21 protein-coding genes, 3 riboswitches and 1 other annotated feature are annotated in these 23,928 nt (G+C 61.4%); of the genes, 4 read left to right on the top strand and 17 right to left on the bottom strand.

Features of this window, described 5'->3' with window-relative positions:
• Positions 1–6: 6 nt before the first annotated feature.
• Positions 7–1,392, bottom strand: coding sequence for a TrpB-like pyridoxal phosphate-dependent enzyme (locus tag PHI30_RS05265; RefSeq protein ID WP_300024877.1), 1,386 nt, complete (start codon positions 1,390–1,392; stop codon positions 7–9).
• Positions 1,393–1,474: 82 nt separating this feature from the next.
• Positions 1,475–1,724 (bottom strand) — a binding site (T-box leader).
• Positions 1,725–1,967: 243 nt separating this feature from the next.
• A riboswitch (cyclic di-GMP riboswitch) is annotated at positions 1,968–2,048 on the top strand.
• 73 nt (positions 2,049–2,121) lie between these two features.
• Positions 2,122–2,205: riboswitch (cyclic di-GMP riboswitch) on the top strand.
• 74 nt (positions 2,206–2,279) lie between these two features.
• Here PHI30_RS05265 and PHI30_RS05260 point away from each other — a divergent pair.
• Entirely contained in the window at positions 2,280–3,833 is a 1,554-nt protein-coding gene (locus PHI30_RS05260) for a hypothetical protein (protein ID WP_300024875.1), read from the top strand.
• Positions 3,834–3,846: 13 nt separating this feature from the next.
• Here the strand turns inward: PHI30_RS05260 and obgE are convergent, their stop codons facing one another.
• The 15 genes from obgE to PHI30_RS05185 all read right to left on the bottom strand — a co-directional run bounded on the left by obgE (position 3,847) and on the right by PHI30_RS05185 (position 20,852).
• Positions 3,847–5,130, bottom strand: coding sequence for a GTPase ObgE (gene obgE / locus PHI30_RS05255; protein ID WP_300024872.1), 1,284 nt, complete (start codon positions 5,128–5,130; stop codon positions 3,847–3,849).
• Between the two features lie 149 nt (positions 5,131–5,279).
• Positions 5,280–5,561: a 50S ribosomal protein L27 gene (gene rpmA / locus PHI30_RS05250; RefSeq protein WP_300024870.1), complete on the bottom strand. Its 282-nt coding sequence runs from the start codon at positions 5,559–5,561 to the stop codon at positions 5,280–5,282.
• Positions 5,562–5,603: 42 nt separating this feature from the next.
• Positions 5,604–5,936, bottom strand: coding sequence for a ribosomal-processing cysteine protease Prp (locus PHI30_RS05245; protein ID WP_300024866.1), 333 nt, complete (start codon positions 5,934–5,936; stop codon positions 5,604–5,606).
• 2 nt (positions 5,937–5,938) lie between these two features.
• The gene (gene rplU, locus PHI30_RS05240) at positions 5,939–6,250 is read right to left on the bottom strand and encodes a 50S ribosomal protein L21 (protein ID WP_300024863.1); all 312 of its coding nucleotides are present in this window, start codon (positions 6,248–6,250) and stop codon (positions 5,939–5,941) included.
• Positions 6,251–6,470: 220 nt separating this feature from the next.
• Complete coding sequence (locus tag PHI30_RS05235; protein WP_300024861.1) at positions 6,471–7,982, bottom strand: IMP dehydrogenase; 1,512 nt, start codon at positions 7,980–7,982, stop codon at positions 6,471–6,473.
• Positions 7,983–8,043: 61 nt separating this feature from the next.
• Positions 8,044–11,718, bottom strand: coding sequence for a phosphoribosylformylglycinamidine synthase (locus PHI30_RS05230; RefSeq protein WP_300024859.1), 3,675 nt, complete (start codon positions 11,716–11,718; stop codon positions 8,044–8,046).
• The gene (purD, locus tag PHI30_RS05225) at positions 11,719–12,999 is read right to left on the bottom strand and encodes a phosphoribosylamine--glycine ligase (protein WP_300024856.1); all 1,281 of its coding nucleotides are present in this window, start codon (positions 12,997–12,999) and stop codon (positions 11,719–11,721) included.
• A gap of 19 nt (positions 13,000–13,018) precedes the next feature.
• Positions 13,019–14,197, bottom strand: a complete 1,179-nt coding sequence (locus PHI30_RS05220; RefSeq protein WP_300024853.1) for a phosphoribosylaminoimidazolecarboxamide formyltransferase — start codon at positions 14,195–14,197, stop codon at positions 13,019–13,021.
• 11 nt (positions 14,198–14,208) lie between these two features.
• Positions 14,209–14,814 (bottom strand): phosphoribosylglycinamide formyltransferase, encoded by a 606-nt coding sequence (gene purN, locus PHI30_RS05215; protein ID WP_300024850.1) that lies wholly within the window; start codon positions 14,812–14,814, stop codon positions 14,209–14,211.
• Positions 14,808–15,842 carry a phosphoribosylformylglycinamidine cyclo-ligase gene (gene purM, locus PHI30_RS05210; protein ID WP_300024849.1) on the bottom strand — a complete coding sequence of 345 codons (1,035 nt, stop codon included), beginning with the start codon at positions 15,840–15,842 and terminating at the stop codon, positions 14,808–14,810. Before purM ends, purN begins: the two co-directional genes overlap by 7 nt.
• Positions 15,835–17,343, bottom strand: a complete 1,509-nt coding sequence (gene purF, locus PHI30_RS05205) for an amidophosphoribosyltransferase (protein WP_300024846.1) — start codon at positions 17,341–17,343, stop codon at positions 15,835–15,837. Before purF ends, purM begins: the two co-directional genes overlap by 8 nt.
• The gene (gene purC, locus PHI30_RS05200) at positions 17,333–18,052 is read right to left on the bottom strand and encodes a phosphoribosylaminoimidazolesuccinocarboxamide synthase (RefSeq protein WP_300024843.1); all 720 of its coding nucleotides are present in this window, start codon (positions 18,050–18,052) and stop codon (positions 17,333–17,335) included. The genes purF and purC overlap by 11 nt, the downstream gene beginning before the upstream one ends.
• Before the next feature lie 59 nt (positions 18,053–18,111).
• On the bottom strand, positions 18,112–19,533 hold the full coding sequence (locus PHI30_RS05195; protein ID WP_300024840.1) for an amidophosphoribosyltransferase: 1,422 nt from the start codon (positions 19,531–19,533) through the stop codon (positions 18,112–18,114).
• A gap of 69 nt (positions 19,534–19,602) precedes the next feature.
• Positions 19,603–20,097 (bottom strand): 5-(carboxyamino)imidazole ribonucleotide mutase, encoded by a 495-nt coding sequence (gene purE, locus PHI30_RS05190; RefSeq protein ID WP_300024837.1) that lies wholly within the window; start codon positions 20,095–20,097, stop codon positions 19,603–19,605.
• A gap of 29 nt (positions 20,098–20,126) precedes the next feature.
• Positions 20,127–20,852: a GntR family transcriptional regulator gene (locus PHI30_RS05185; RefSeq protein WP_300024834.1), complete on the bottom strand. Its 726-nt coding sequence runs from the start codon at positions 20,850–20,852 to the stop codon at positions 20,127–20,129.
• Positions 20,853–21,218: 366 nt separating this feature from the next.
• Here PHI30_RS05185 and PHI30_RS05180 point away from each other — a divergent pair, with 366 nt between their 5' ends.
• Together PHI30_RS05180 and PHI30_RS05175 are read left to right on the top strand one after the other, a co-directional pair.
• Entirely contained in the window at positions 21,219–21,731 is a 513-nt protein-coding gene (locus tag PHI30_RS05180) for a shikimate kinase (RefSeq protein WP_300024831.1), read from the top strand.
• Positions 21,732–22,023: 292 nt separating this feature from the next.
• On the top strand, positions 22,024–22,830 hold the full coding sequence (locus PHI30_RS05175) for a C39 family peptidase (RefSeq protein WP_300024829.1): 807 nt from the start codon (positions 22,024–22,026) through the stop codon (positions 22,828–22,830).
• A gap of 19 nt (positions 22,831–22,849) precedes the next feature.
• Here PHI30_RS05175 and PHI30_RS05170 read toward each other — a convergent pair whose 3' ends face one another.
• Positions 22,850–23,404 (bottom strand): phosphatase PAP2 family protein, encoded by a 555-nt coding sequence (locus PHI30_RS05170; protein WP_300024826.1) that lies wholly within the window; start codon positions 23,402–23,404, stop codon positions 22,850–22,852.
• A 158-nt stretch (positions 23,405–23,562) separates the two neighbouring features.
• Positions 23,563–23,736, top strand: a riboswitch (Lysine riboswitch).
• Between PHI30_RS05170 and PHI30_RS05165 the strand changes: the two genes are divergently transcribed.
• Positions 23,732–23,928 (top strand): hypothetical protein (locus tag PHI30_RS05165; protein ID WP_300024823.1); only part of this gene is annotated, 197 nt, incomplete at its 3' end. (Overlaps the previous riboswitch by 5 nt.)

Raw genomic sequence — 23,928 nt, 5'->3', positions numbered from 1 at the left:
GGTTATTTATTTCGACTGGCCCGGAACGGCGGGCAGGTGGGAAAAGCTCTCCAAAAGCTCCGCGTCCGTGGGGATGCTGTCGTGCATCTCGCCGTTGTGGAACTTCTCATAGGCCACCATGTCGAAGTAGCCCGTGCCCGTGAGGCCAAAGACGATGGTCTTTTCCTCCCCGGTCTCCTTGCACTTGAGGGCCTCGTCGATGGCCACCCGGATGGCATGGCTGGATTCCGGGGCGGGAAGGATGCCCTCCACCCGGGCGAATTGCTCCGCCGCCTCAAACACCTTCGTCTGCTCCACGGAGACGGCCTCCATGTAGCCGTCGTGGTAGAGCTGAGAGAGGATGGCGCTCATGCCGTGATACCTTAGGCCGCCTGCGTGACTGGGGGAGGGGATGAAACCGCTGCCCAGCGTGTACATCTTGGATAGCGGGCACACCATGCCCGTGTCGCAAAAATCGTAGGCAAACCGGCCGCGGGTGAAGCTGGGGCAGGAGGCCGGTTCCACGGCGATGATGCGGTAATCTTGTTCGCCCCGGAGCTTTTGCCCCATGAAGGGGGAGATCAGTCCGCCCAGGTTGCTGCCGCCTCCGGCGCAGCCGATGATGATGTCCGGCACGATGCCGTATTTGTCCAGCGCCGTTTTCGTCTCCACGCCGATGACGCTCTGGTGCAGCAGCACCTGATTCAAAACGCTGCCCAGCACGTAGCGGTAGCCGGGGTGGCTGGTGGCCACCTCCACCGCCTCGGAGATGGCGCAGCCCAGAGAGCCGGTGGTGCCGGGATGGTCCGAGAGAATCTTTTGCCCGATGCGCGTTTGGTCGGAGGGGGAGGGGGTGACGGACGCGCCGTAGGTCCGCATGACCTCCCGGCGGAAGGGCTTTTGCTCGTAGGAACACTTGACCATGAACACCTTGCAGTCCAGTCCCAGATAGGAGCAGGCCATGGAGAGGGCCGTGCCCCACTGCCCCGCGCCGGTTTCCGTGGTGACGCCCTTGAGGCCCTGCTGCTTTGCGTAGTAGGCCTGTGCGATGGCGCTGTTGAGCTTGTGGCTGCCGGAGGTGTTGTTGCCCTCGAATTTGTAGTAAATTTTTGCGGGGGTCTTTAGCTTTTCCTCCAGACAGTACGCGCGGATCAGCGGGGAGGGACGGTACATTTTGTAGAAATTCCGGATCTCCTGGGGAATGGGGATCTCCCGGGTGTCGTTGTCCAGCTCCTGACGGATCAGCTCGTCGCAAAAGACCGGGCGCAGGTCCTCGAAGCCCATGGGCTCGCCGGTGCCGGGGTTGAGCAGAGGGGCGGGCTTCACCTTCATGTCCGCGCGGACATTGTACCACGTCTGGGGAAGCTCCTCTTCAGAGAGATAGATTTTATAGGGGATGGATTCGTTTGCCATGGTGATTGCTCCTTTCCGTTTCTGCGGCCCTGTGGAAAAATAAAAAGACCCTCATCCCACAAGGACCTAATCCAATAGGTTCCTTTGGGACAAAAGTCTGAAACTTCTGCGGTGCCACCCAAATTGACGAAATACTTCGTCCGCTCGGCGACGTGCCAACACACGTCCTTCCTTGGTAACGGGGGAAAAGCCCGTCGGAACTTACTGGGGAAATTCCCGTTCAGCCCGCCCTCCGCAGTCCATTCCACAAAGTCATTCCTGCCGCCATCCCACCATCGGCGACTCTCTGAAAGAAACATCGTTTGCTTACTCGTCTGCATCATCGGTTTGTTCTTTTGAACTTGGAGAGAGTGTACAACGATTGACCGCCGTTGTCAATCCCCCAGAAGAAGTTTGTGAATTCCCAATAATTTCCGCAGCGGCCCGCTTGGTAAAAATTGTAATTTTGCATAAAAGGCAGCTGGTGCTGCAAATTTAAAAGCACAAAAATTGGTAATTTTCGCATTGGCATTCTTCAATTTCTAGATTATATTGTAACCAATGATAACGTGTGCGTCGTTATCACCATGACAATTGAATCAAATGGGCAAAACCGGCGAAAGTCGGCGACGCAAAGCTAAAGGGCCTACCTCTTCGGTTGGCAGCCAGTTACGGTTTGAAGAGAAAGAGCAATGGCTTTGCGCGTTGGCGCAGAGCCATTTTTTGCCCCACTTGTCAAAAAGAAAGGGAGCATTTGTTTGGCAAAATCGGCGAAAGCCGGTGACGCAAAGCTAGAGGGCCTTACCTACCCCAGGTTGGCAGCCAGCTGCACTGTGGCCGATTGAAGATCGCCTCAGTCGAAAGCGGTCCGCGCACGGAAGAAGCGCCGCCGCAGAAGGGGAATGAATATGAACAACCATCAGAAGAATCATCGCAAGTCCCGGGCACTGATCGCACTTTTGCTGTTTCTGCTTGCTGCGTCCGCCGCCGTTGGCCTGTCTGTTCGGATGAACCGCGCACCGGCTCAGGACAAAGCATCCGCGCAGGAAGTGTCCACTCCGCTGACGGAGGAGATCGAAGAGACCGCCGTGCCTCTGGCCGCCCCGGAAATCACGGATGCGGAAGAGACCGCCGCCGTGGTGGAAGAACTGCCGGCATCCCTGCCGGTCGTTGCGGCGAGTGCAAGGAAGCAGACGAAGCCGGTCCCGCAGGCAGCTGCGGAAGCGGTAGAGGAGATCCTCCCGGAAGAGGAAGTGCCTCTTGCTTCCTTCGTGGAAGCGCCTGTCCCGGAAGATGTGAAGGCCGCGCTGGAAGTTCTTGAGACTGTGGAGAAGGTTGAAAACGACGCCGACGAGGCCCGTGAGGATGCCGCTGCGGCACAGATCAAGCGCGAGGAAGCCGAGGCGGCCGTGGCGAAGGCCGAGGCTGACCGCAAGGAGGCCGAGGACCGTCTGAGCGAGGCGCAAGAGGCCGCGAGGCGCGCCGAAGAGGCTCTGGCAGAGACGGAAAATGCCCGGGAGATGACCGCACAGGCCGAGGCTGCTGCCGAAGCCGCCGAAAAGAGTGCCGCCGCCGAGCGGGCCGCTGCCGATCTGGCAGATGCCAGGGACGCGGTGGAGCAGGCTACGACCAAGGCCGAGGAGGCCAAGGCCGCCGCGGAGGCTGCCCGGAACGATGCAAAGGTCTATGACGCCCTCAAGGTTCTGGAAAAGGGCGTCGAGGAGCAGGTAGTCGAGAGAACCAATGGGCAGGATTACTTTAAGGCAGGCCAGTCGCTGGATTCCAACGGGGTCAACTTCGCCGAGCAGATGACCGAGTATCTGAAAGAAAGCGGCGTTCTGGCGGAGGACGAGGCGTACACCTACCGGGTCTGGCGCAACAACTATGATGCCGGCGATTACAACATTACGCTGGTCCTCACCTCCATCACCGACGCGGGTAAGGGCGATACCGTGGAAGAGGTCGTCCGCTACAACACGGTTACAAAGACCTTTGAAAAGGGTTCGGTAACGGTGGGCGTCGGCTCTGCGGTATCCGCGGAGACGAATGAGAAGGTGGAGTACAATGTGCTCAGCGGCGCGATCCTCGATGGCAAGGATATCACCGCTGAGGCCAACGCAGCCATTGCCGACGCCGTGACCACAGAGACTGCCCATGAGGCGGCGGATGGTGAGCTGGCGGACGCACAGGCAAAGCTGGACGCCGCCGTGGAGGCGGACGAAACTGCCAGGGCTGAGGCGGAAGCGGCGCAGATCGCCGCGGATGCATCTGCCGACAAGCAGCAGGAAGCCGAGCAGGAGCTTTCTGACGCTGCCCAGGCCGACCAGACCGCCCAGGAGGCGGTGGAAGATGCCGTGGTAGCCGCCGAGGAGGCCAACGAGAACGTTTCGAACGCACAGGACGATCTCGCTGCCGCCGAGGATTCGCTCAGCGAGGCAAACGAGGCGCTGGAAGCGCTGTAAACAGCAAGAAAGCTTATCGCTGATACTCAAACTCGAAGTCGTACATGGAAACCGTGTCGCCGTCCTGAATGCCAAGATCCTCCAGCTGCCGGAAAAGACCGGATTCCCGCAGGGTCTTGTCGAAGTACATCCGGCTCTCGTAGTCCGAAAAGTTGACATTGCCCATCAGGCGCTGAAGCCACGGGCCTTCCACCAGCCATGTGCCGTCGTCAGAGCGCTGGATGTCCAGCGGCGCGGTGGTATCCACCACGGCGGGGCGCGGGACATACTCCGGCTCGTAGACCGTCACGGGCGGCAGCGTGGAAAGCTGCTGCGCCACCTTTTGCACCAGTTCCCGGGTGCCCTGATGGGCCGCGGCGGAAATTTCCAGCAGGGAATAGCCCAGCGACTCCACGTGCTGGCGCAGGCGCTCCAGATTCTCCGGGCTTTCGCAGATGTCCGTTTTGTTGGCTGCCACGATCTGGGGACGCTTCGCAAGGTCCGCGCTGTACTGGGAAAGCTCGGCATTGATGGCGTCAAAATCCGCCACAGGGTCCCGCCCCTCGCTGCCGGAGACGTCCACCACGTGGACGAGCAGGCGGCAGCGGTCAATGTGCCGCAGGAAATCGTGGCCCAGACCCGCACCCTCGCTGGCACCTTCGATGATGCCGGGGATATCGGCCATGACGAAGGAGACACCATCGTCCACCCACACAACGCCCAGATTGGGATAGAGCGTGGTGAAATGATAGTTGGCGATCTTGGGCTGCGCCTTGGAGACCACGGACAGCAGCGTGGACTTGCCCACGTTGGGGAAGCCGATCAGCCCCACGTCCGCCAAGAGCTTCAGCTCCAGCGTGACGTCGTGGCTCTCGCCGGGCAGGCCCGCCTTGGCAAAACGGGGGATCTGCCGCGTGGGGGTGGCAAAGTGCATGTTGCCCCAGCCGCCCCGGCCGCCCCGGCAGAGGACAAACGGCTCGCCGCTGCTCATGTCCTTGATGATCTCGCCGGTCTCCGTATCCCGGACCAGCGTGCCCCGGGGGACCCGGATCACCAGATCCTGCCCGTCCTTGCCGGACTTCCGGGAGCCCTGCCCGTCGATGCCGCTGTTTGCCGCGTATTTGCGCTTGTAGCGGAAGTCCATGAGGGTGGACATATTGTCGTCCACCTGCAAAATGATGGAACCGCCCTTGCCGCCGTCCCCGCCGTCGGGACCGCCTGCGGCCACGTATTTTTCCCGGTGGAAGGCGACGGCGCCGTTGCCGCCGTTGCCGGCCTTCACGGTGATCCGGGCTTTATCGATAAAAGAAGTTGCCATGGTAATACACCTCCAATGGGTAGTATGACTGGTTTGAGGCGTGTGCATCCCAAAGCGCGGAGCGCCGCGCCCTCGGATGCAGACGCCTGAGGGAAGATTTTGGGAAAAAGAGCCCCGAACGTGTGGCGTTCGGGGCTCTCCATGTCTGATTACTCAGCCTCGTAGACAGAAGCCTGCTTACGATCCTTACCCAGCCGCTCAAAACGGAGCACGCCGCTCGCGGTGGCGAACAGGGTATCGTCGCTGCCGATGCCGACATTCACACCCGGATGGATGTGGGTGCCGCGCTGGCGAACCAGAATGTTGCCGGCCTGGACAAACTGACCGTCCGCGCGCTTGGGACCCAGGCGCTTGGACTCAGAGTCACGGCCGTTCTTGGTGGAGCCGCCGCCCTTTTTGTGGGCGAAGAACTGAAGACCAATACGAATCATGATACGGACCATCCTTTCTGAAGATTTTTAGATGGAGAGGAATTATTCTTCCTCCAGAACTTCAATATTGTCGGGATACTCGTCGTGTAGCTCGGCAAAGTAGACCATCAGTCCTGTTAAAAGCGCCTGTGCGGTGCTTTCCGCCGTGGGGGAGAGCCCCCCGGGCAGACGCAGAGAGATGGAGGCGTCACTTTCCCGGACCTTCACCGCTGCCGCAAGACCCAGCACGTCGTTGATGGTGGCCTCTACCAGACGGATGGCGCTGGTGATGCCCGCGCAGACGATGTCCGCGCCCTCTTCGGCGTAGCCGCTGTGGCCGATGGAGTCAAAACCGACGATGCGGTCGCCCTCCGAGCGGAATGTGATGGTGGTCATGCTCAGTAAGAGATCTTGCCGATCTCAACCTTGGTGTAAGGCTGACGATGGCCCTGACGCTTGCGATAGCCCTTCTTGGCATTGTACTTGAAGATGTGAATCTTCTTGCCCTTGCCGTTCTTGACGATGGTGGCGTCCACGAAAGCACCCTCCACAACGGGGGTACCGAAGGTTGCCTTTTCGCCGTCGAGAATTGCCAGAACCTGGTCGAACTTCACGGCGTCGCCGGCTTCCTGGTCCAGCTTTTCGATGTAGACCACGTCGCCCTCGGCCACCTTGTACTGCTTGCCGCCGGTTACGATGATTGCGTTCATTCTTTGTTTCAACTCCTTCATTACGGACTCGCTGTCGGGGGCGGTGCCAAAGCACACTTAAAATACCCATTCAAAGCGGCTCATAAAGTATATCAGTGGAAATTCGATTTGTCAATGCTATTTCCAAAGAAAAGATTATTTTTCCGTCGCTTTCCGCCACTTTTTCGGCAATTAAAAAAGTTCCTCCCCGCCGACAAGACGGGGAGGAACTGGAAATTGCTTAATTTCTGCTGCCGGAATTGGTGGTGTCCTTGAGCAGCACGTCGTGGGCGCCGCCCTCCACGATGGAGACGGAGGAGACCAGCGTCAGCTTGGCCTTGTCCCGCAGCTCCGGGATGGTCAGCGCGCCGCAGTTGCACATGGTGGAGCGGACCTTGGAAAGCGTGGTGGCGATGCCGTCCGTCAGGGCGCCGGCGTAGGGGACGTAGGAGTCCACGCCCTCTTCAAAGGAGAGCTTTGCCGCGCCGCCCAGATCGTAGCGCTGCCAGTTCCGGGCACGGGCGCTGCCCTCGCCCCAGTATTCCTTCATATAGCTGCCGCCAATGAGGACCTTGCTGGTGGGGGATTCGTCGAACCGGGAGAAATACCGGCCCAGCATGCAGAAGTCCGCGCCCATGGCCAGAGCCAGGGCGATGTGGTAGTCCTGCACAACGCCGCCGTCGGCGCAGATGGGAACGTACACGCCGGTTTCGGCAAAATACCGGTCCCGCTCCGCCGCCACGTCGATGACGGCAGTGGCCTGCCCGCGGCCGATGCCCTTGGTCTCACGGGTGATGCAGATGGAGCCTCCGCCGATGCCGACTTTCACGAAGTCCGCCCCGGCGTCCGCCAGAAAACGGAAGCCCTCGCCGTCCACCACGTTGCCCGCGCCCACCTTCACGCTATCGCCGTAATGGTCCCGAATCCACTTGAGGGTGAGGGCCTGCCATTCGGAATAGCCCTCGGAGGAGTCGATCACCAGCACGTCCACGCCGGCCTCCACCAGAGCGGGGACCCGCTGGGCATAGTCCCGGGTGTTGATGCCCGCGCCGACCACATAGCGCTTTTGAGAGTCCAGCAGCTCCAGGGGGTTACCCTTGTGGGAGTCATAGTCCTTGCGGAACACGAAGCTCACCAACCGTCCGTCCGCGGACACGATGGGCAAAGCGTTGAGCTTGTGGTCCCAGATAATGTCGTTGGCGGCCTTTAAGCTGGTGCCCTCGGGCGCGAAGATCAGCTTTTCCACGGGCGTCATAAAGGCGCTCACGGGCGTGGTGGGGTCCATGCGGCTGACGCGGTAGTCCCGGCTGGTGACAAGGCCCAGCAGTTTGCCATTGCCGGTGCCGTCGTCGGTGACGGCCATGGTGGAATGCCCGGTGCGCTCCTTCATTGCCAGCACCTCGGAGAGCGTGTCGCCCACGCGCAGGTTGGAGTCGCTGATGACAAAGCCGGCCTTGTAGTTTTTGACCTTGCGGACCATCTCCGCCTGCGCCTCAATGGTCTGGGAGACGAAGATGAAGGCGATGCCGCCTTCCTTGGCAAGGCCGATGCCCATCTGCTCGCCGGAGACAGACTGCATCACGGCGGAGACCATGGGCACGTTCATGGTGAGCGGGCACTTTTCTCCCTTTTTATACTTTACCACCGGGGTCTCCAGCGAGACATTGGCGGGGATGCATGCGGAGGAGGAGTAACCGGGCACCAACAGATACTCGCTGAAGGTGTGAGAGGGTTCTGTAAAAAAGTACGCCATGCGGCCACCTCATTTCGTAAGATTATAGGATAGGATACCACAAAACGGGAAAAAGGAAAGCTTAAATGTGGAAATAATCGTGAGCGGCCTCGAAAAGGCGCAGATCGTAGTCGCCGGGGACGTTGCGGTACAGCTCGCTGCCGATGCGCTCGGCGTGGCCCATCTTGCCCAGCACCCGCCCGTCGGGGGAGGTGATGCCCTCAATGGCCCAGACAGAGCCGTTGGGGTTGAAGTCCACGTCCATGGTGGGGTTTCCGGCAAGGTCCACGTACTGCGTGGCGAGCTGCCCGTTTTCCGCCAGCTTTTTCAAAAGCGCCGGATCGCAGAGGAAGCGGCCCTCGCCGTGGGAGATGGGCACGGACACCACGTCGCCCACCTGCATCTTCGCAAGCCACGGAGAGCGGTTGGAGGCGATGCGGGTGCGCACGATTTTGGACTGGTGGCGGCCCAGACAGTTGTAGCTGAGGGTGGGGCAGGTGTCGTCGGTGTCGAGAATCTCGCCAAAGGGCACCAGGCCCAGCTTGATGAGGGCCTGAAAACCGTTGCAGATGCCAAGGATCAGGCCGTCCCGGCCCTTGAGCAGCTCCATGGTGGCGTCCGTCACTTCGGGGTTGCGGAAAAAGGCGGTGATGAATTTGCCGGAGCCGTCCGGCTCGTCACCGCCGGAAAAGCCGCCGGGGACGAAAATGATCTGGCTTTCCCGGGCCGCCTTGGCAAAGCGGGCGGCGGAGTCCGCCACACCGGCGGCGGACTGGTTGTTCACCACCAGAATTTCCGCTTTGAGACCGGCGCGCTCCACGGCGCGGGCGCTGTCGTATTCGCAGTTGGTGCCCGGGAACACGGGAATCAGCACCCGGGGCTGCGTAACACCGGCCTTGGGGGCCACACGGGTGACGGCGGGGGCGCTGAGCACGGGAACGGGGTCCTCTTTGTCGGCGGTGCGGTTGGGATATACGTCCTCCAGCACGCCTTCGTTCAGCGCCAGCAGTTCGTCAATGGACGCGCGGTCGCCGCCAAGGATCACCACCGGCTCGGCGGTGGTCTGGCCAAGTCTGGTCCCGCCAGAAACTTCCTCCGTCAGCTCCGCCACGATGGCGCCGGGAGCGATGCGCTGGGGAGCGGTTTCTCCGGTAAAGCCTACGCGGTTGCCGAAGGACATGTTCATCACGGCCTCGGCAACGCCGTTTTCCGTGGCCCATGCCGCCCGGACCTTTCCGTCGGCGCAAAGGGCATGGAAGGAATCCCAGCAGGCCTTCATTGCCGCGGCGCTGCCGTCCGCCGGGGCGAACAGGTACACGGGATGGCCCGGGGCCTTAAATTCGGGGGAGAGCACCCCGCCCGCCTTGGCGGGGACGATGGCAAAGGAGATGAGGGTGGGGGGCACGTCCAGATTCAGGAAGGAGCCGGACATGGAGTCCTTGCCGCCGATGGCGGCGACCCCCAGATCCAGCTGGGCGTCCAGTGCGCCGAGGAGGGCGGCGAAGGGCTTGCCCCAGCGCGCAGGCTCCTCCCGCAGCTTTTCAAAATACTCCTGGAAGGTGAGATAGGCCTGATGGAAGTCGCCGCCGGCGGCCACCAGCTTTGCAAGGGAGGTGACCACGGAGCGGTAAGCGCCGGTATAGGGGTCGGCGCACATGGTTTCCGGGTCGAAGCCCCAGGCCATCACGGAGCAGTCCTCCGTCTCCTGACCGGGCAGCACGGGAAGCAGCGCCGCCATGGCCTGCGCGGGGGTCCGCTGGTACTTGCCGCCAAAGGGCATCAGCACGCTGCCCGCGCCGATGGTGGAGTCGAACCGCTCCGCAAGGCCCCGGCGGGAGGCGGAGCGCAGGCTGGACGCCGTCTCCCGGAGGGAGCGAACGTCGCCGCTTTGCAGGGCGGCGCGGTCCTTTTGCGCAACGGAGACGGTGGTGTGCTTCACAGCGCCGTTGGTGTCCAAAAAGGCGCGGCTGAGGTCCACAATGGTCTCGCCCTGCCAGTGCATCACCATCCGGGGGGACTTTGTGACCACGGCCACCTGATAGGCCTCTAAGTTTTCCGCCTCGGCGGCGGCGATGAAGGTTTTGGCGTTTTCGGGAGCCACCACCACGGCCATGCGCTCCTGGGATTCGGAGATGGCAAGCTCCGTGCCATCCAGCCCCTCGTACTTCTTGCGCACGGCGTCCAGCTCGATGGAAAGACCGTCGGCCAGCTCGCCGATGGCAACAGAAACGCCGCCCGCGCCAAAGTCGTTGCAGCGCTTGATGAGCCGGGTCACCTCGCCGTTGCGGAACAGGCGCTGAATTTTCCGCTCCTCGGGGGCGTTGCCCTTTTGGACCTCGGAGGCCATGGTGGTGAGGGATTTGCGGTTGTGGCTCTTGGAGGAGCCGGTGGCGCCGCCGATGCCGTCCCGACCGGTGCGGCCACCCAGCAAAATGACCACGTCGCCGGGAAGGGGACGCTCTCGCACCACGTTTTCACTGGGCGCTGCGCCCACCACCGCGCCGACTTCGAGGTGCTTTGCAACGTAACCGGGGTGGTAGACCTCGCTGACAAGGCCGGTGGCAAGGCCGATTTGGTTTCCGTAGGAGGAATAGCCCGCGGCGGCGGTTTGGGCCAGCTTGCGCTGGGGGAGCTTGCCGGGAATCGTCTCCGCCACCGGTGTGCGGGGATCGCCGCAGCCGGTGAGCCGCATGGCCTGATAGACATAGGCGCGTCCCGAGAGGGGGTCACGGATGCAGCCGCCGATGCACGTGGCGGCACCGCCGAAGGGCTCGATCTCCGTGGGGTGGTTGTGGGTTTCGTTTTTAAACATGAGCAGCCAGTCCTGCGCCTCGCCGTCCACCGTGGCGGTGACATGGATGGAGCAGGCGTTGATCTCCTCGCTCTGGTCGAGATTTTCAAGCAGGCCCCGCTTTTTCAAAACCTTGGTACCAAGGGTCGCCATGTCCATCAGCGTCTGGGGACGGAGGCTAGCCTTCTCCGGGCCGTAGACCTTCTTCCGGGCGGCAAGATACCGCTCGTAGGCGGCCTTCGTCTCTCCGTCCAGAATCTCCACCGCGTCAATGTGGGTGGAGAAGGTGGTGTGGCGGCAGTGGTCGGACCAGTAGGTGTCCACCACCCGGATCTCGGTGATGGTGGGGTCCCGGCGCTCTTCGTCCCGGAAGTGGGCCTGCAAAAACTTCAAATCGTCCAAGTCCATGGCAAGGCCCAGCGTGTCCAGCAGGGCGGAAAGTCCCGCTTCGTCCAGCGCGGTAAATCCGGAGACGGTCTCCACGGCGGCGGGGACGCAGGCGTCCATTTGCAGGGTCTCCACCGTCTCAAGGCCCGCTTCCTGCGCTTCCACGGGGTTAATCACGTAGCTTTTGATCTTCTCCACGTCGGCGGGGGTCAGCTCACCGGAGAGAAGGTAGACCTTCGCCGTGCGGACGGCGGGGCGGTCGCTCTGCGTCATCAGCTGGATGCACGCCCGGGCGGAGTCCGCCCGCTGGTCGAACTGACCGGGGAGATACTCCACCGCGAAGGCGGTGTAGTCCCCGGCGGGGAGAGCGGCGGTGGCGTCGTCCACCTGCGGCTCGGAAAACACGGTCTGGACCGCCCGCTGGAAAACGGACTCCTCCAGCCCCTCCACGTCGTAGCGGTTGACAAGCCGCACGCCGGTCAGAGAGGAGATGCCCAAAAGCGCCTGCAATTCATGAAGAAGGCTTTTGGCCTCCTGCCGCAGGGCGGGCTTTTTTTCAACATAGATCCGTCGTACCATTTATTGTTCCTCCATTGCCCGCAGGGCCAGCTGGCCGATGTCGCGGCGCATGTATTTTCCTTCAAACGTCACGGTTTCGGCGGCGGCATAAGCGTCGCGCAGCGCTTCGCGGAGCGTGCTTGCCGTGGCGGCGACGCCCAGCACCCGGCCACCGCTGGTAAGGAGCTCGCCGCCTTCCAGACGGTCGCCTGCGTGGTAGCAGGTGACGTTTTCGGGGAAGGCGGCGGGGAGCGTCATCACTTTCCCCTTTTCATAGTGGCTGGGATAGCCGCCGGAAGCCAGAATGACGCAGGCGGCGGCGCCTTGGTGCCACTCCACGGGAAGGGCGGAGAGCGTCTCGTTTTCCACCGCCTGCATGACCGTCAGCAAATCGCTTTTGAGCAGGGGCAGGACGACCTGCGTCTCCGGATCGCCGAAGCGGCAGTTGTACTCGATGACCTTGGGGCCGTCGGGTGTGAGCATGAGGCCGAAATAGAGACAGCCCTTGAAGGGGCAGCCCTCTGCGCGCATGGCGGCAAGGGTAGGCAGGAAGATGGTGTCCATGCAGACCTTGGCGATCTCCGGCGTATAGTAGGGGTTGGGGGCAATGGTGCCCATGCCGCCGGTGTTGAGGCCCGTGTCCCCGTCTCCGGCGCGCTTGTGGTCCATGGAGGAGACCATGGGGGAGATGGCGGCGCCGTCGGTAAAGGCCAGCACGCTCACCTCGGGACCGGTGAGGAATTCCTCCACCACGATCTCGTTGCCGGAATCGCCGAAGGCCTTGTCCTCCATGATGGTCTTGACCGCCTCCTCCGCCTCGGGGAGGTTCTGGGGGATCAGCACGCCCTTGCCCAGGGCCAGACCGTCGGCCTTGACCACGATGGGGAAGGAAGCGCCCCGCAGATAGGCAAGTGCCTCGGCAGGGTCTGAAAAGACCGCGTAGCCGGCGGTGGGGATGCCGTATTTTTTCATCAGGTTTTTGGAAAACACCTTGCTGCTTTCAATACGGGCCGCCGCGGCGCTCGGTCCGAAGCAGGGGATGCCCGCCTCGTGGAGACGGTCCACGCAGCCGAGGGCCAGCGGATCGTCCGGCGCCACCACGGCAAAGCCGATTTCATGGCTTTTGGCAAACGCCACGATGGCGGGGATGTCGCTGGCGCCGATCTCCGGAACGCACGTGGCGTCCTGCGCGATGCCGCCGTTGCCCGGCAGGGCGTAAATGGTGCTCACCGCCGGGTTTTCCTTCAGCTTTTTGATGATGGCATGTTCGCGGCCGCCGCCGCCCACTACCAGAAGATTCATGCAGTTGCCCCCCTAGTCTTTAATGATGGAATAGACGCATGCCGGTGAAGGCCATCACCATGCCGTATTTGTCGGCGGTGGCGATGACATGGTCGTCCCGGATGCTGCCGCCGGGCTCGGCGATGTATGCCACACCGGACTTGCGGGCGCGCTCCACATTGTCGCCGAAGGGGAAGAAGGCGTCGCTGCCCACCGTCACGCCGGACTGGGTGGCGATCCATGCTTTTTTCTCCTCGGCGGTCAGCGCTTCCGGCTTTACTGTAAAGGTCTGCTGCCACACGCCGTCGGCAAGAATGTCCTCGTACTCGTCGGAGGTGTAGATGTCGATGGCGTTGTCCCGGTCGGGGCGGCGGATGCCGTCCACAAAGGAAAGACCCAGTACCTTCGGGTGCTGGCGCAGATACCAGTTGTCGGCCTTCTGCCCGGCAAGGCGGGTGCAGTGGATGCGGCTTTGCTGGCCCGCGCCCACGCCGATGGCCTGCCCGCCCTTTACATAGCACACGGAGTTGGACTGGGTGTACTTCAAGGTGATGAGGGAGATGATCATGTCGATTTTGGCGGACTGAGGCAGGTCCTTATTTTTGGTAACAAGGTTATTCAGAAGGTCGGCGTCGATTTTGAAGTTGTTCCGGCCCTGCTGGAAGGTGATGCCGAACACGTCCTTGTATTCCTGCGCCTCGGGCACGTAGTTCGGGTCGATCTCCACCACGTTGTAGCCGCCCTTTTTCTTGGTTTTCAGAATCTCCAGCGCCTCGTCGGTATAGCCGGGGGCGATGACGCCGTCGGACACCTCGTACTTGAGGTAGTTCGCGGTGTCCGCGTCGCACACGTCGGAAAGGGCCGCCCAGTCGCCGTAAGAGCACAGGCGGTCGGCACCTCTGGCGCGGATATAGGCGCAGGCAATGGGGGAGAGCGGCGCGTCGCCGTCCACAAAATAGATCTTCCGGTCGGTGTCGCTCAGGGGAAGGCCCACGGCGGCGCCGGCGGGGGAGACGTGCTTGAAGGAGGCGGCGGCGGGAAGGCCCGTGGCGGCTTTCAGCTCCTTGACCAGCTGCCAGGAGTTGAAGGCGTCCAGAAAATTGATGTAGCCGGGCTTACCGTTGCGCACGGTGATGGGCAAATCCCCGCCAGAGCGCAGGAAGATGCGGGAGGGTTTCTGGTTGGGGTTGCAGCCGTATTTCAATTCCAGTTCGTTCATGGAAGCGTCCCTCAGCTTTCTGTAATTTGTTTGCACAGCAATTCTGTGGCTTGGGGGAGCAGGACCCATTCCGCCTGCTCCATCACCCGGCGCTGCAAGGTCTCCGCCGTGTCGTCGGGAAGAATATCCACCGCTTTTTGCGCCAGAATGCGGCCGCCGTCGGGAATTTCGTTCACGAGATGGACGGTGGCGCCGGTGAGCTTCACGCCCCGGGCAAGCGCCGATTCGTGGACCTTCAGCCCGTAATACCCCTTGCCGCAAAAGGCGGGGATCAGGGAGGGGTGGACGTTCACGATGCGCTCGGGCCACTGGCGGACAAAGGCCTCGGACAAGATGGAGAGGAATCCGGCCAGCACGATGAGGTCCACCCGGTATTCCGCCAGCTTCAAGGAAAGCGTCTTTTCAAAGGCCTCCTGCGTCAGCAGCTTTTTGGGAATGGCGACGCCGGGCACGCCGTGGTCCGCGGCCCGGGTCAGGGCGTAGGCGGTTTCGTTGCTGGCACAGACGAGAACGATCTCCCCGTGGGGAATATCGCCCCGCTCCTGCGCTTGCAGCAAAGCCTCTAAATTCGTGCCGCCGCCGGAGACGAACACGGCGATGCGGGCGCGCTTTAGCATAAAGTCACCCGTTCGCCGCCCTCTACGATCTCGCCGATGACGTAAGCGTCGCAGCCTTCCTTCCGCAGGGCGGCAAGCGCCCGGTCAGCATCCTCCTTGGCGGTGATGACGGTCATGCCCACGCCCATGTTGTAGGTGTTGAACATGTCGTGCTCGGGAATGCCGCCCATGCTCTGGAGCATGGAGAAGATGGGGGGCGTCCGGAGAGCGGCCTTCTCAATTTTGGCGGAGAGGCCGTCGGGCAGGCACCGGGGAATGTTTTCAAAGAAGCCGCCGCCGGTGATGTGGCTGACGCCCCTGACGGCGGCAGCTTCCATGCAGGCGAGGACGGGCTTCACGTAAATGCAGGTGGGCCGAAGCAGGGCCTCGCCCAGCGTCTCGCCCAGCTCCTCAGAGTAGAGGTTCAAGTTGGCGTGCTCCACGTTGAACACCTTGCGCACCAGCGAATAGCCGTTGGAATGGATGCCGCTGGAGGGCAGGGCCAGCACCACGTCGCCCCGCTTCATGGCGGAGTGGTCAATGATCTTGGGCTTGTCCACGATGCCCACGGAGAAGCCCGCAAGGTCGTAGTCGTCGGCGGGCATCATGCCGGGATGCTCGGCGGTCTCGCCGCCAATGAGGGCGCAGCCCGCCTGTACGCAGCCCTCCGCCACGCCGGAGACCAGCGTGGCGACTTTTTCCGGCTCGTTTTTGCCGATGGCAATGTAATCCAGAAAGAAAAGGGGCTTGGCGCCGCAGCAGATGATGTCGTTGACGCACATGGCCACGCAGTCGATGCCCACGGTGTCGTGCTTGTCCATGAGCATGGCGATGCGAATTTTGGTGCCCACGCCGTCGGTGCCGGAGACCAGCACCGGCTCGCGCATGCCGGAAAGATTGGGGGCGAACAGGCCGCCGAAGCCGCCAAGGTCGGAGACAACGCCGGGGATCATGGTGCGCGCCACGTGTCCCTTCATAAGTTGAACGCCCTCGTATCCGGCCTCAATGTTGACGCCGGCGGCGCGATAGCTGTCAGAAAAACTACGCATCTTCGTGTTTCTCCCTTTCACTGATTTTACACTCGAAACGGTCCTTGCCGCCGCTTTGGGGAATGGAGGTGGGGTATCCGCCGCCAAAGCACGCGGTGCAAAAGCCGCTCTCGGTATTGTCCGCCAGCTTCACCACGTCGGAAAGGCTCAGATAGCCCAGAGAGTCCACGCCGATGATTTGGGCGATCTCCTCCACGGAGTGGTTGTTGGCGATGAGTTTTGTGGGGTCGTCGATATCGGTGCCGTAGTAGCAGGGGGCCACAAAGGGCGGCGCGGAGACCCGCATGTGAATCTCCCGGGCGCCCGCTTTGCGCAAAAGATCGATGGTGCGGCGGCAGGTGGTGCCCCGGACGATGGAGTCGTCGATGAGCACGACCCGCTTGCCCTCCACCACGGAGCGGACGGGGTTGAGCTTGATGCCCACCTCGTTTTCCCGCATGGTCTGGGTGGGGGAGATAAAGGTCCGCCCGATGTACTTGTTTTTGATGAATCCCATGCCGTAGGGAATGCCGGATTGCCGGGAATAGCCCAACGCGGCGTCCAGCCCGGAGTCCGGTACGCCCACCACGATGTCCGCCTGCACGGGATGCTCCAGCGCGAGAAACGCGCCGGCACGCTGGCGGGCGGTGTGGACGCTGGACCCGTCGATGACGGAGTCCGGCCGGGCGAAATAGATGAACTCAAAGACGCACAGCTTCTTGGGGGCCTTGCCGCAGCGGCGCTTGTCGGATTTGACGCCGGTGCGGTCCGCCACCACGATCTCGCCGGGCAGAATGTCCCGCTCAAACCGGGCGCCCACGGCGTCCAGCGCGGAGGATTCGGAGGCGAACACCACGGAGCCGTCCTTCAGCCGGCCCATGCAAAGGGGCCGAAAGCCGTTGGGGTCCCGGACGGCGATGAGCTTGCTGGGGGAGGAGATGACGAGAGAGTAAGCGCCCACGATCCGGTCCATGGCGGCGGCGACGGCCTCCTCAATGGAGGAAGCGCGCAGCCGCTCCTGCACGATGATGTAGGCGATGACCTCGGAATCCGTGGTGGTGTGGAAAATGGAACCCTGACTCTCCAGCTCGGAGCGCAGCTCGTGGGAGTTGGTGAGATTGCCGTTGTGGGCCAGCGCCATGCGGCCTTTGTAGTGGTTGACCAGAATGGGCTGGACGTTGCGCTTGTTGTCCGAGCCCGTGGTGCCGTAGCGCACGTGGCCCACGGCGATGTTGCCGGTGCCGAGGGACGCAAGGCGCTGGGGCGGAAAGACTTCGCTTACAAGGCCCACATCCCGGTAGGAGGTGAAAAGGCCGTCGTCGTTCACGACGATGCCCGCGCTCTCCTGCCCCCGGTGCTGCAAGGCGTAAAGCCCATAGTAGGCGAGGGAGGCGACGTCCGCGGGGGTTTCGGAGTAGACGCCAAAGACGCCGCACTCCTCATGAAGGTGGCGATGCTTGATTCCGGCGGGGGCCGCCTCTCCGTTGAGACGGTCCGCCGGGAGAGTTCTGTTAGTCCGCATCGTGGCTTAGTAGCCGATTCATGATTTCAGCATACGCGTCCTCTACCCCGCCGAGGTCCCGGCGGAAACGGTCCTTGTCCAGCTTTTCGTGGGTCTTGGAGTCCCACAGGCGGCAGGTGTCGGGGCTGATCTCGTCAGCGAGGACGATGGTGCCGTCGGAGAGCTTGCCGAATTCCAGCTTAAAGTCCACCAGCGTCACGCCGCACTCCGCCCAGAAGGCCTTGAGGACCTCGTTGACGGCAAAGGCGTACTTCTCAATGGTCTCGACCTCTTCACGGGTAGCCAGCTTCAGCGCCAGGGCGTGATAGGTGTTGAGCAGGGGGTCGCCCAGATCGTCGTTCTTGTAGGAGAATTCAATGGTGGGCGCGTCGAACACGATGCCCTCCTCCACGCCGTAGCGCTTGGCGAAGGAACCGGCGGAGATGTTGCGGATGATGACCTCCAGCGGCACGATGGAAACCTTTTTCACCAGCGTCTCCCGCTGGGAAAGCTCCTTGACGAAGTGGGTGGGGATGCCCGCCTTCTCCATCTTTGCCATCAGGCGGTTGGTCATCTGATTGTTGATGACGCCCTTACCGACGATGGTGCCCTTTTTGAGACCGTTGAATGCCGTGGCGTCGTCCTTGTAGTCCACAATGTACAGCTCGGGATCGTCTGTTTGAAATACCTTCTTGGCTTTGCCCTCGTAAACCTGCTCCAGCTTCTGCATAATCGTATCCTCCTGTTAAAAAATAGAGTGTTGATCTTAAAAGTATGGTCCCGGCGACGTTATTCCTTGCCGGTCCAGCAATAGGTGCAGATGGTGTCCTTGTCGATGCCGATGGCCTCCAGCAGTCCGTCGATGGACTGATAGCCCAGCGAGTCGAAGCCCATCTCCTTGCAAATGGTTTTCAAAAGGCACTGGCCCCGCTCCGTGGAGGCGTCCGCGTACTCGTCCAGATGGTTTTCGCCCTCGTCGCCCTCCAGATCCTGCACGGTCTTTCTCGCCAGCAGCTCCATGTCGGAATTGCTGCGGGAGAAGTTCAGGTATTTGCACCCGTACATGATGGGGGGGCAGGCAGAGCGCATGTGGACCTCCGCCGCGCCGCTTTCATAAAGGAATTCCACCGTTTCCCGCAGCTGGGTGCCCCGGACGATGGAATCGTCCACGAACAGCAGCTTTTTGCCTTCAATCAGCTCGGGCACGGGGATCTGTTTCATTTTAGCCACCTGATTGCGCACGTCCTGCGTGGAGGGCATGAAGGACCGGGGCCAGGTGGGGGTGTATTTGACGAAGGGGCGGGCGAAGGGCTTGCCGCTGCGGTTGGCAAAGCCGATGGCGTGGGGCAGTCCCGAGTCCGGGACGCCCGCCACATAGTCCACCTTGGGCAGCCGCCCCTGGGCGACCTCGTCCCGGGCCATGATCTCGCCGTTGCGGTAGCGCATGACCTCCACATTCACGCCCTCGTAGTTGGAGTTGGGGTAGCCGTAATAGGTCCACAAAAAGGCGCAGATGCGCATTTTCTCTCCGGCGGGGGAGAGAGACTCCACACCCTCCGCCGTGACCTTGACGATCTCCCGGGGGCCCAGCTCGTAGGCGGTCTGATAGCCCAGCTTTTGATAGGCGAAGGATTCAAAGGAGACGCAGCACCCATCCTCACGCTGACCGATCAGCACCGGCAGCCGGCCCAGCTTGTCCCGGGCGGCAAGAATGCCGTCCTCCGTCAAAAGCAGAATGGTGGCGGAGCCGCTAATGACCTCCTGTGCGTGGCGGATGCCCTCCAGCAGGGAGTCCTTTTGGTTGATGAGGGCGGCGATCAGCTCCGAGGAGTTGACCTTGCCGCTGCTCATGGCCATGAACTGGTGGCCGTGGTCGGAGAAGTAGGTCTCCACCAGCGCCTCGGCATTGTTGACGATGCCCACCGTGGTGATGGCGTACAATCCCAGATGGGACCGCACCAGCAGGGGCTGAGGGTCCGTGTCGCTGATGCAGCCGATGCCGCTGCGGCCGTGAAATTCCGCAAGGTCCCCCTCGAACTTCGTGCGGAAGGGGGTGTTTTCAATGTTGTGGATCTGGCGCTGAAACCCGTCTACGGGGTCATAGATCGCCATGCCGCCCCGTCGGGTCCCCAGATGGGAGTGGTAGTCCACGCCGAAAAAGATATCGAGTACGCAGTCCTGCTTTGAAATCGCTCCAAAAAAACCGCCCATGATTGTGACTCCTGACCGTTTCAATCGAATTTCCGCCGAAAAGGACGACGGAGAAGAAAAAGCGGGGGATTACCGGCCCAGCTCCGCTTGCAGCTTGGCTTCCTTACTTGCAATCTGGCGGGCCATCTCTGCGCGGGCTTCGTCCAGCCGGGCGGCGAGGGCGTCGTCACTCACCGCCAGAATCTGGGCGGCCAGTACGGCGGCATTTTTCGCGCCGCCCACAGCCACGGTGGCCACGGGAATGCCGCTGGGCATCTGGACGGTGGCAAGCAGGGCGTCCAGTCCGTCCATCACACCGCCCTTCATGGGGATGCCGATGACGGGAAGGGTGCAGTTTCCGGCGAAAGCACCGGCCAGATGGGCCGCCATGCCGGCGGCGCAGATCAGCACGCCAAAGCCGTTTGCCCGGGCGCCTTTTGCAAAGTCTGCGGCGGCGGTGGGGGTGCGGTGGGCGCTTAAGATGTGGGCTTCATAGGGAATCTCAAAGGCATCCAGCTGGGCACAGGCGCCCTTGACCACGGGCCAGTCGGAATCGCTGCCCATAATGACCGCTACTTTTTTCATGGTGTCTCTCCTTTTATTCTTTCCAAAAATCACAGCTTTTTCCGCATGACGGTGTGGTGGAAAATGCCGTCGGCGAAGTATTCCGTGGAGCAAAATACCGGTTTGCCGTCAATGTCGAAGTCCACTTCCTCCATGTTCAGCAGGGGGGAGCCCATGGGGACCTGAAAAATTTCCGCCAGCGCCGCGTCTGCCACCGCAGGGCGCAGGTCCGTCAGGTCCAGATAGGGGGACACGCCGCAAAACTGCTGGAGAAAATGGAAAATGGGCAGCTTCAGATCCCGGATGGTGTAGATCCCCTTCACCAGCGCCTTGTCCACCACATCCTCGCAGTAGATAGCGGGCCGCCCGTCCGCGGTGCACAGTCGGGCCACCCGGATCACCGGGTCTCCCACTTCCATGTGCAGCTGCGCGGCGATTTTTTGATCCGCAATGCCCTCGGAGACCCGGACGGAGGCCACGGCGGGGGCATGGCCGCTCTGGCGGATCATGTCCAGAAATTCCACCTCGATGTCCATGCGGGTCTGGATGCTCAGCACATGACGGTTGATAATGGTGCCGACGCCGTGACGCCGGGTGATGAAGCCCTCCCGTTCCAGAGAGGCCAGGATATCCCGCAGCTGCGTGCGGCTGATGCCGAGCTTCTCGGCCAGAATGTTTTCCCGGGGAAGGCGTCCGCAATGGGCGTACTCCCCGCATTTCATGGCGGTAAGCAGATTGGCCCGGATGGTTTTGGATTGGGTTGGCTGCGTGTTCATTCCATTCACCTCATTGATTACGAAATGGGGAAATAGATACTACCTTACAAAGGTCATACCTATTGTAACGAATTTGCCCCGCGCCCGCAATAGGCAAATCTGACAGTTTGCGACAATCATTTTAGACCGGCCTTGTAGAGTGCGGAGGAACAGACCTTGCAGCGGCCTTTTTCGTGTAATTTGACCGTGGACAATTGTCCGCCTGCTGATATAATAAGGGCGACACCGTACAGAGAAAGCCGCAAGGCGCTCTTTGTGCGGCGTTGCCTAAAAAAGACAAGTCTCCTGCGGCGGGACGGGGCGCAGCGCCTCTGCCCGCGCCCGGGCACCGGCCCGGAAATTTGGAAAACGGATGGGAAGCGCTTTATGAAAAATATCATTCTAATCGGAATGCCGGGTACCGGCAAAAGCGTGGTGGGCCGCGCATTGGCCGCCCGCTTGCAGGCTGCGTTTGTGGATGTGGACGATCTGATCGTTGAAAAGACCGGCAAAACGCTGCCGGAGATTCTGCGGACCGACGGCCTTGATGCCTTTTTGAAAATTGAGGGGAAAATCGGCGCGGAGCTGGCGTGCGAAAATACAGTGGTGGCCACCGGCGGCAGCATGGTCCTCTCGGAGGAGGCCATGGCCCACCTGCGGGAGGACGGCGTGGTGGTGTGGCTGGAAACGCCGCTCTCCCGCATCTCGGACCGGATGCCGGAGGATTTGACGGACCGGGGCATCGCCGCGGCGCCGGGGATGACGATTCGGGAGATCTACCGCCAGCGGGAATCGCTGTATGCACAGCACGCGGATTTGATCGTGGCCAGCCGGGACGGGTCCGACGACACGGCCCATCAGGTGGAGACGATCCTGCGCACGGTAGGCGTCGCCCTTTGAGACCAGCTCGGTTTGCATGGGGAGGAAACCAGGCCTGTTTCGTCATATGATAAAACAGCCGGTGAAAGGGGCGCGGCGGTATGGACGCGGCGGCGTTTTTTTCCGCAGCCATCGCCGCGTATTTGCGCCGGTAAAAAACTGGAGAAAAAGGAAAAAGCCGGGTGGTTGACCCGACTTTTTTTCTATGAATTTGTGCATTGTGCAGCGGGGGAGCGTCCTGTATAATGACACGCAACACACGGGAATCCCGTGTGAAATCGGACGGGGCAACGCCCCGAAAAGGAGATCGACAATGAAAAAAACAGTCACGCTGGCGCTCACCGCTTCTCTGGTGATCGGACTTTTGTCCGGCTGCGCCAATGACACGCCGGCTCAAAACGCCGAGAGTCCCCAAAAAGCTGAAAATTTCAGCGACGAAATGAAAATTCCCTACGCGACGGATCTGTCCCCGGAGGACGGCGCGGACTCTGTGGAGCGGGCGGGAGACCATGAAAATTCCCCCTACTTCGCCCATCCCGACGTCTACCATCTGGAGTCCACGGACACGCTCACGGTGCTCAGCAGGTTCAAAACCCAGCAGCAGACCAGCGAGTGGGCCTGCGGCGTGACCGCGGCATTGATGGTGCTGGAGTGGTACGGCAAGCTTGGCGATTGGAGCGAGGAGAGCCTCGCGGCGCTGCGGCATTCGCTGAGCGCCACAGACCTTGCGGACTATCCCGGCACCACCCTCAATCAGGCCATGGACATCTTTGACGGCGTAGGCGGTTTCGATATGATCTCGACCCATGACCGGCCAGACGGCATCTGGATGGAGGACATCCAAGGATGGCTGGCGGAGGGCAAGCCCGTCATGATCTGCTGGAACGACTGGGGCGGGCACTGGCAGGTCATCGTGGGCTATGACACCATGGGCACGGAGACGGAGCAGGACGACGTATTTCTGGTGGCGGACCCCTACGACACCACCGACCACAATCAGGACGGCTACGGCGTCTATTCCGCCGAGCGGCTGCTGTACAACTTTTCCATGTACGGTGCCTTCCCGGAGGAAGAGGGCGGCAACGAGGCGCTGTTCCTTGTGGCCAGCCCCACGGAATAAGGGAAACACCCCGGAGACCTCAGGTCTCCGGGGTGTTTTTGCTTTGGCTGTGCCACCGAGCGTCCAGATAGCCCGCAAACCGGGCGCCCGCCCAGCCCGCGGCAGCCCCCAGCAGTGCGCCGCCCAGCACGTCGCTGGGCCAGTGGACGTAAAGATACAGCCGGGAAAAGGCCATCGCCACGGCCACCGCCATGGCGGGCTTCCACAGGGGACTTCCGGCGGTTTTCAGGGCAAATGCGGCGGCAAAGGAGGCCGAGGTGTGCCCCGAGGGGAAGGAGGGGTCCAGCGGCGGCGGGATCAGCAGCTCCAGCCCGGGCTGGAAGGCGAAGGGCCGGATGCGGCCAAAAAGCGGTTTTAAAATGAGATTGCAGCCAATCAGATTTACCACCAGCGCCCACCCCACAGCCGTGCCGCAGCGGCGCTGGCGGCGCATGACCACAAGAATCAGCGCCAGCGCGATCCACAGCTCCCCGTGGTTGCAGGTCCAGCTGAGAAAGACCATCACGGTATCCAGCAATTCGCAGCGCAGATGCGCCTGTATCCAGTCCAGAACGGCAAGTTCCACAGCTTGCATGAAAAACCTCCTGTTCAAATAGCATTGCATGATACTATACCACAGTTTTCGTGCAGAAGAACAGAGACTTTTTGAGAATTCAAACAAAAAGCGCAAAGATTTTTGGAAAACCGTTGACAGAGTGCGGCGGGAGTGATAGGATACGAAAAATTGAATCGCTGAGAGATAGAGGCGCGGTGTTCATCAGTAGCGCTCCGACAAGGCCAGGCAGCCGTCGGACGGGAAAGGGAAGATCGCCGAAGTTGCGGGGGAGTGCCTGTCCCTTCGCTGCTGGGCCGACAGAGAAGATTTGTCGGACTGTCACAAGTAGCTTGTGAAGCGCTATCAATGGCTGTTCGGAGCGCCTTTTTTGGCCTGCTTCCGTATTTCCATGGACCGCTTGACAAAGCGGTCCAATTTTTTGGCTCAACTCCAAAGTTTGTTGATGAAAAGGTCTGTGCTATACTGGTACAGGTGATTGTAAATGGTAAATGGATTCACAGACATGATAGCTGGTTCCCTCAATCTGAAAGAACCGTGGTATG

Source organism: Oscillibacter sp. (assembly GCF_028693505.1).
Lineage (GTDB): Bacteria > Bacillota > Clostridia > Oscillospirales > Oscillospiraceae > Oscillibacter.
Note: the sequence above shows the minus strand (reverse complement) of the source record. Positions and strands in the feature narration are given on the sequence as shown.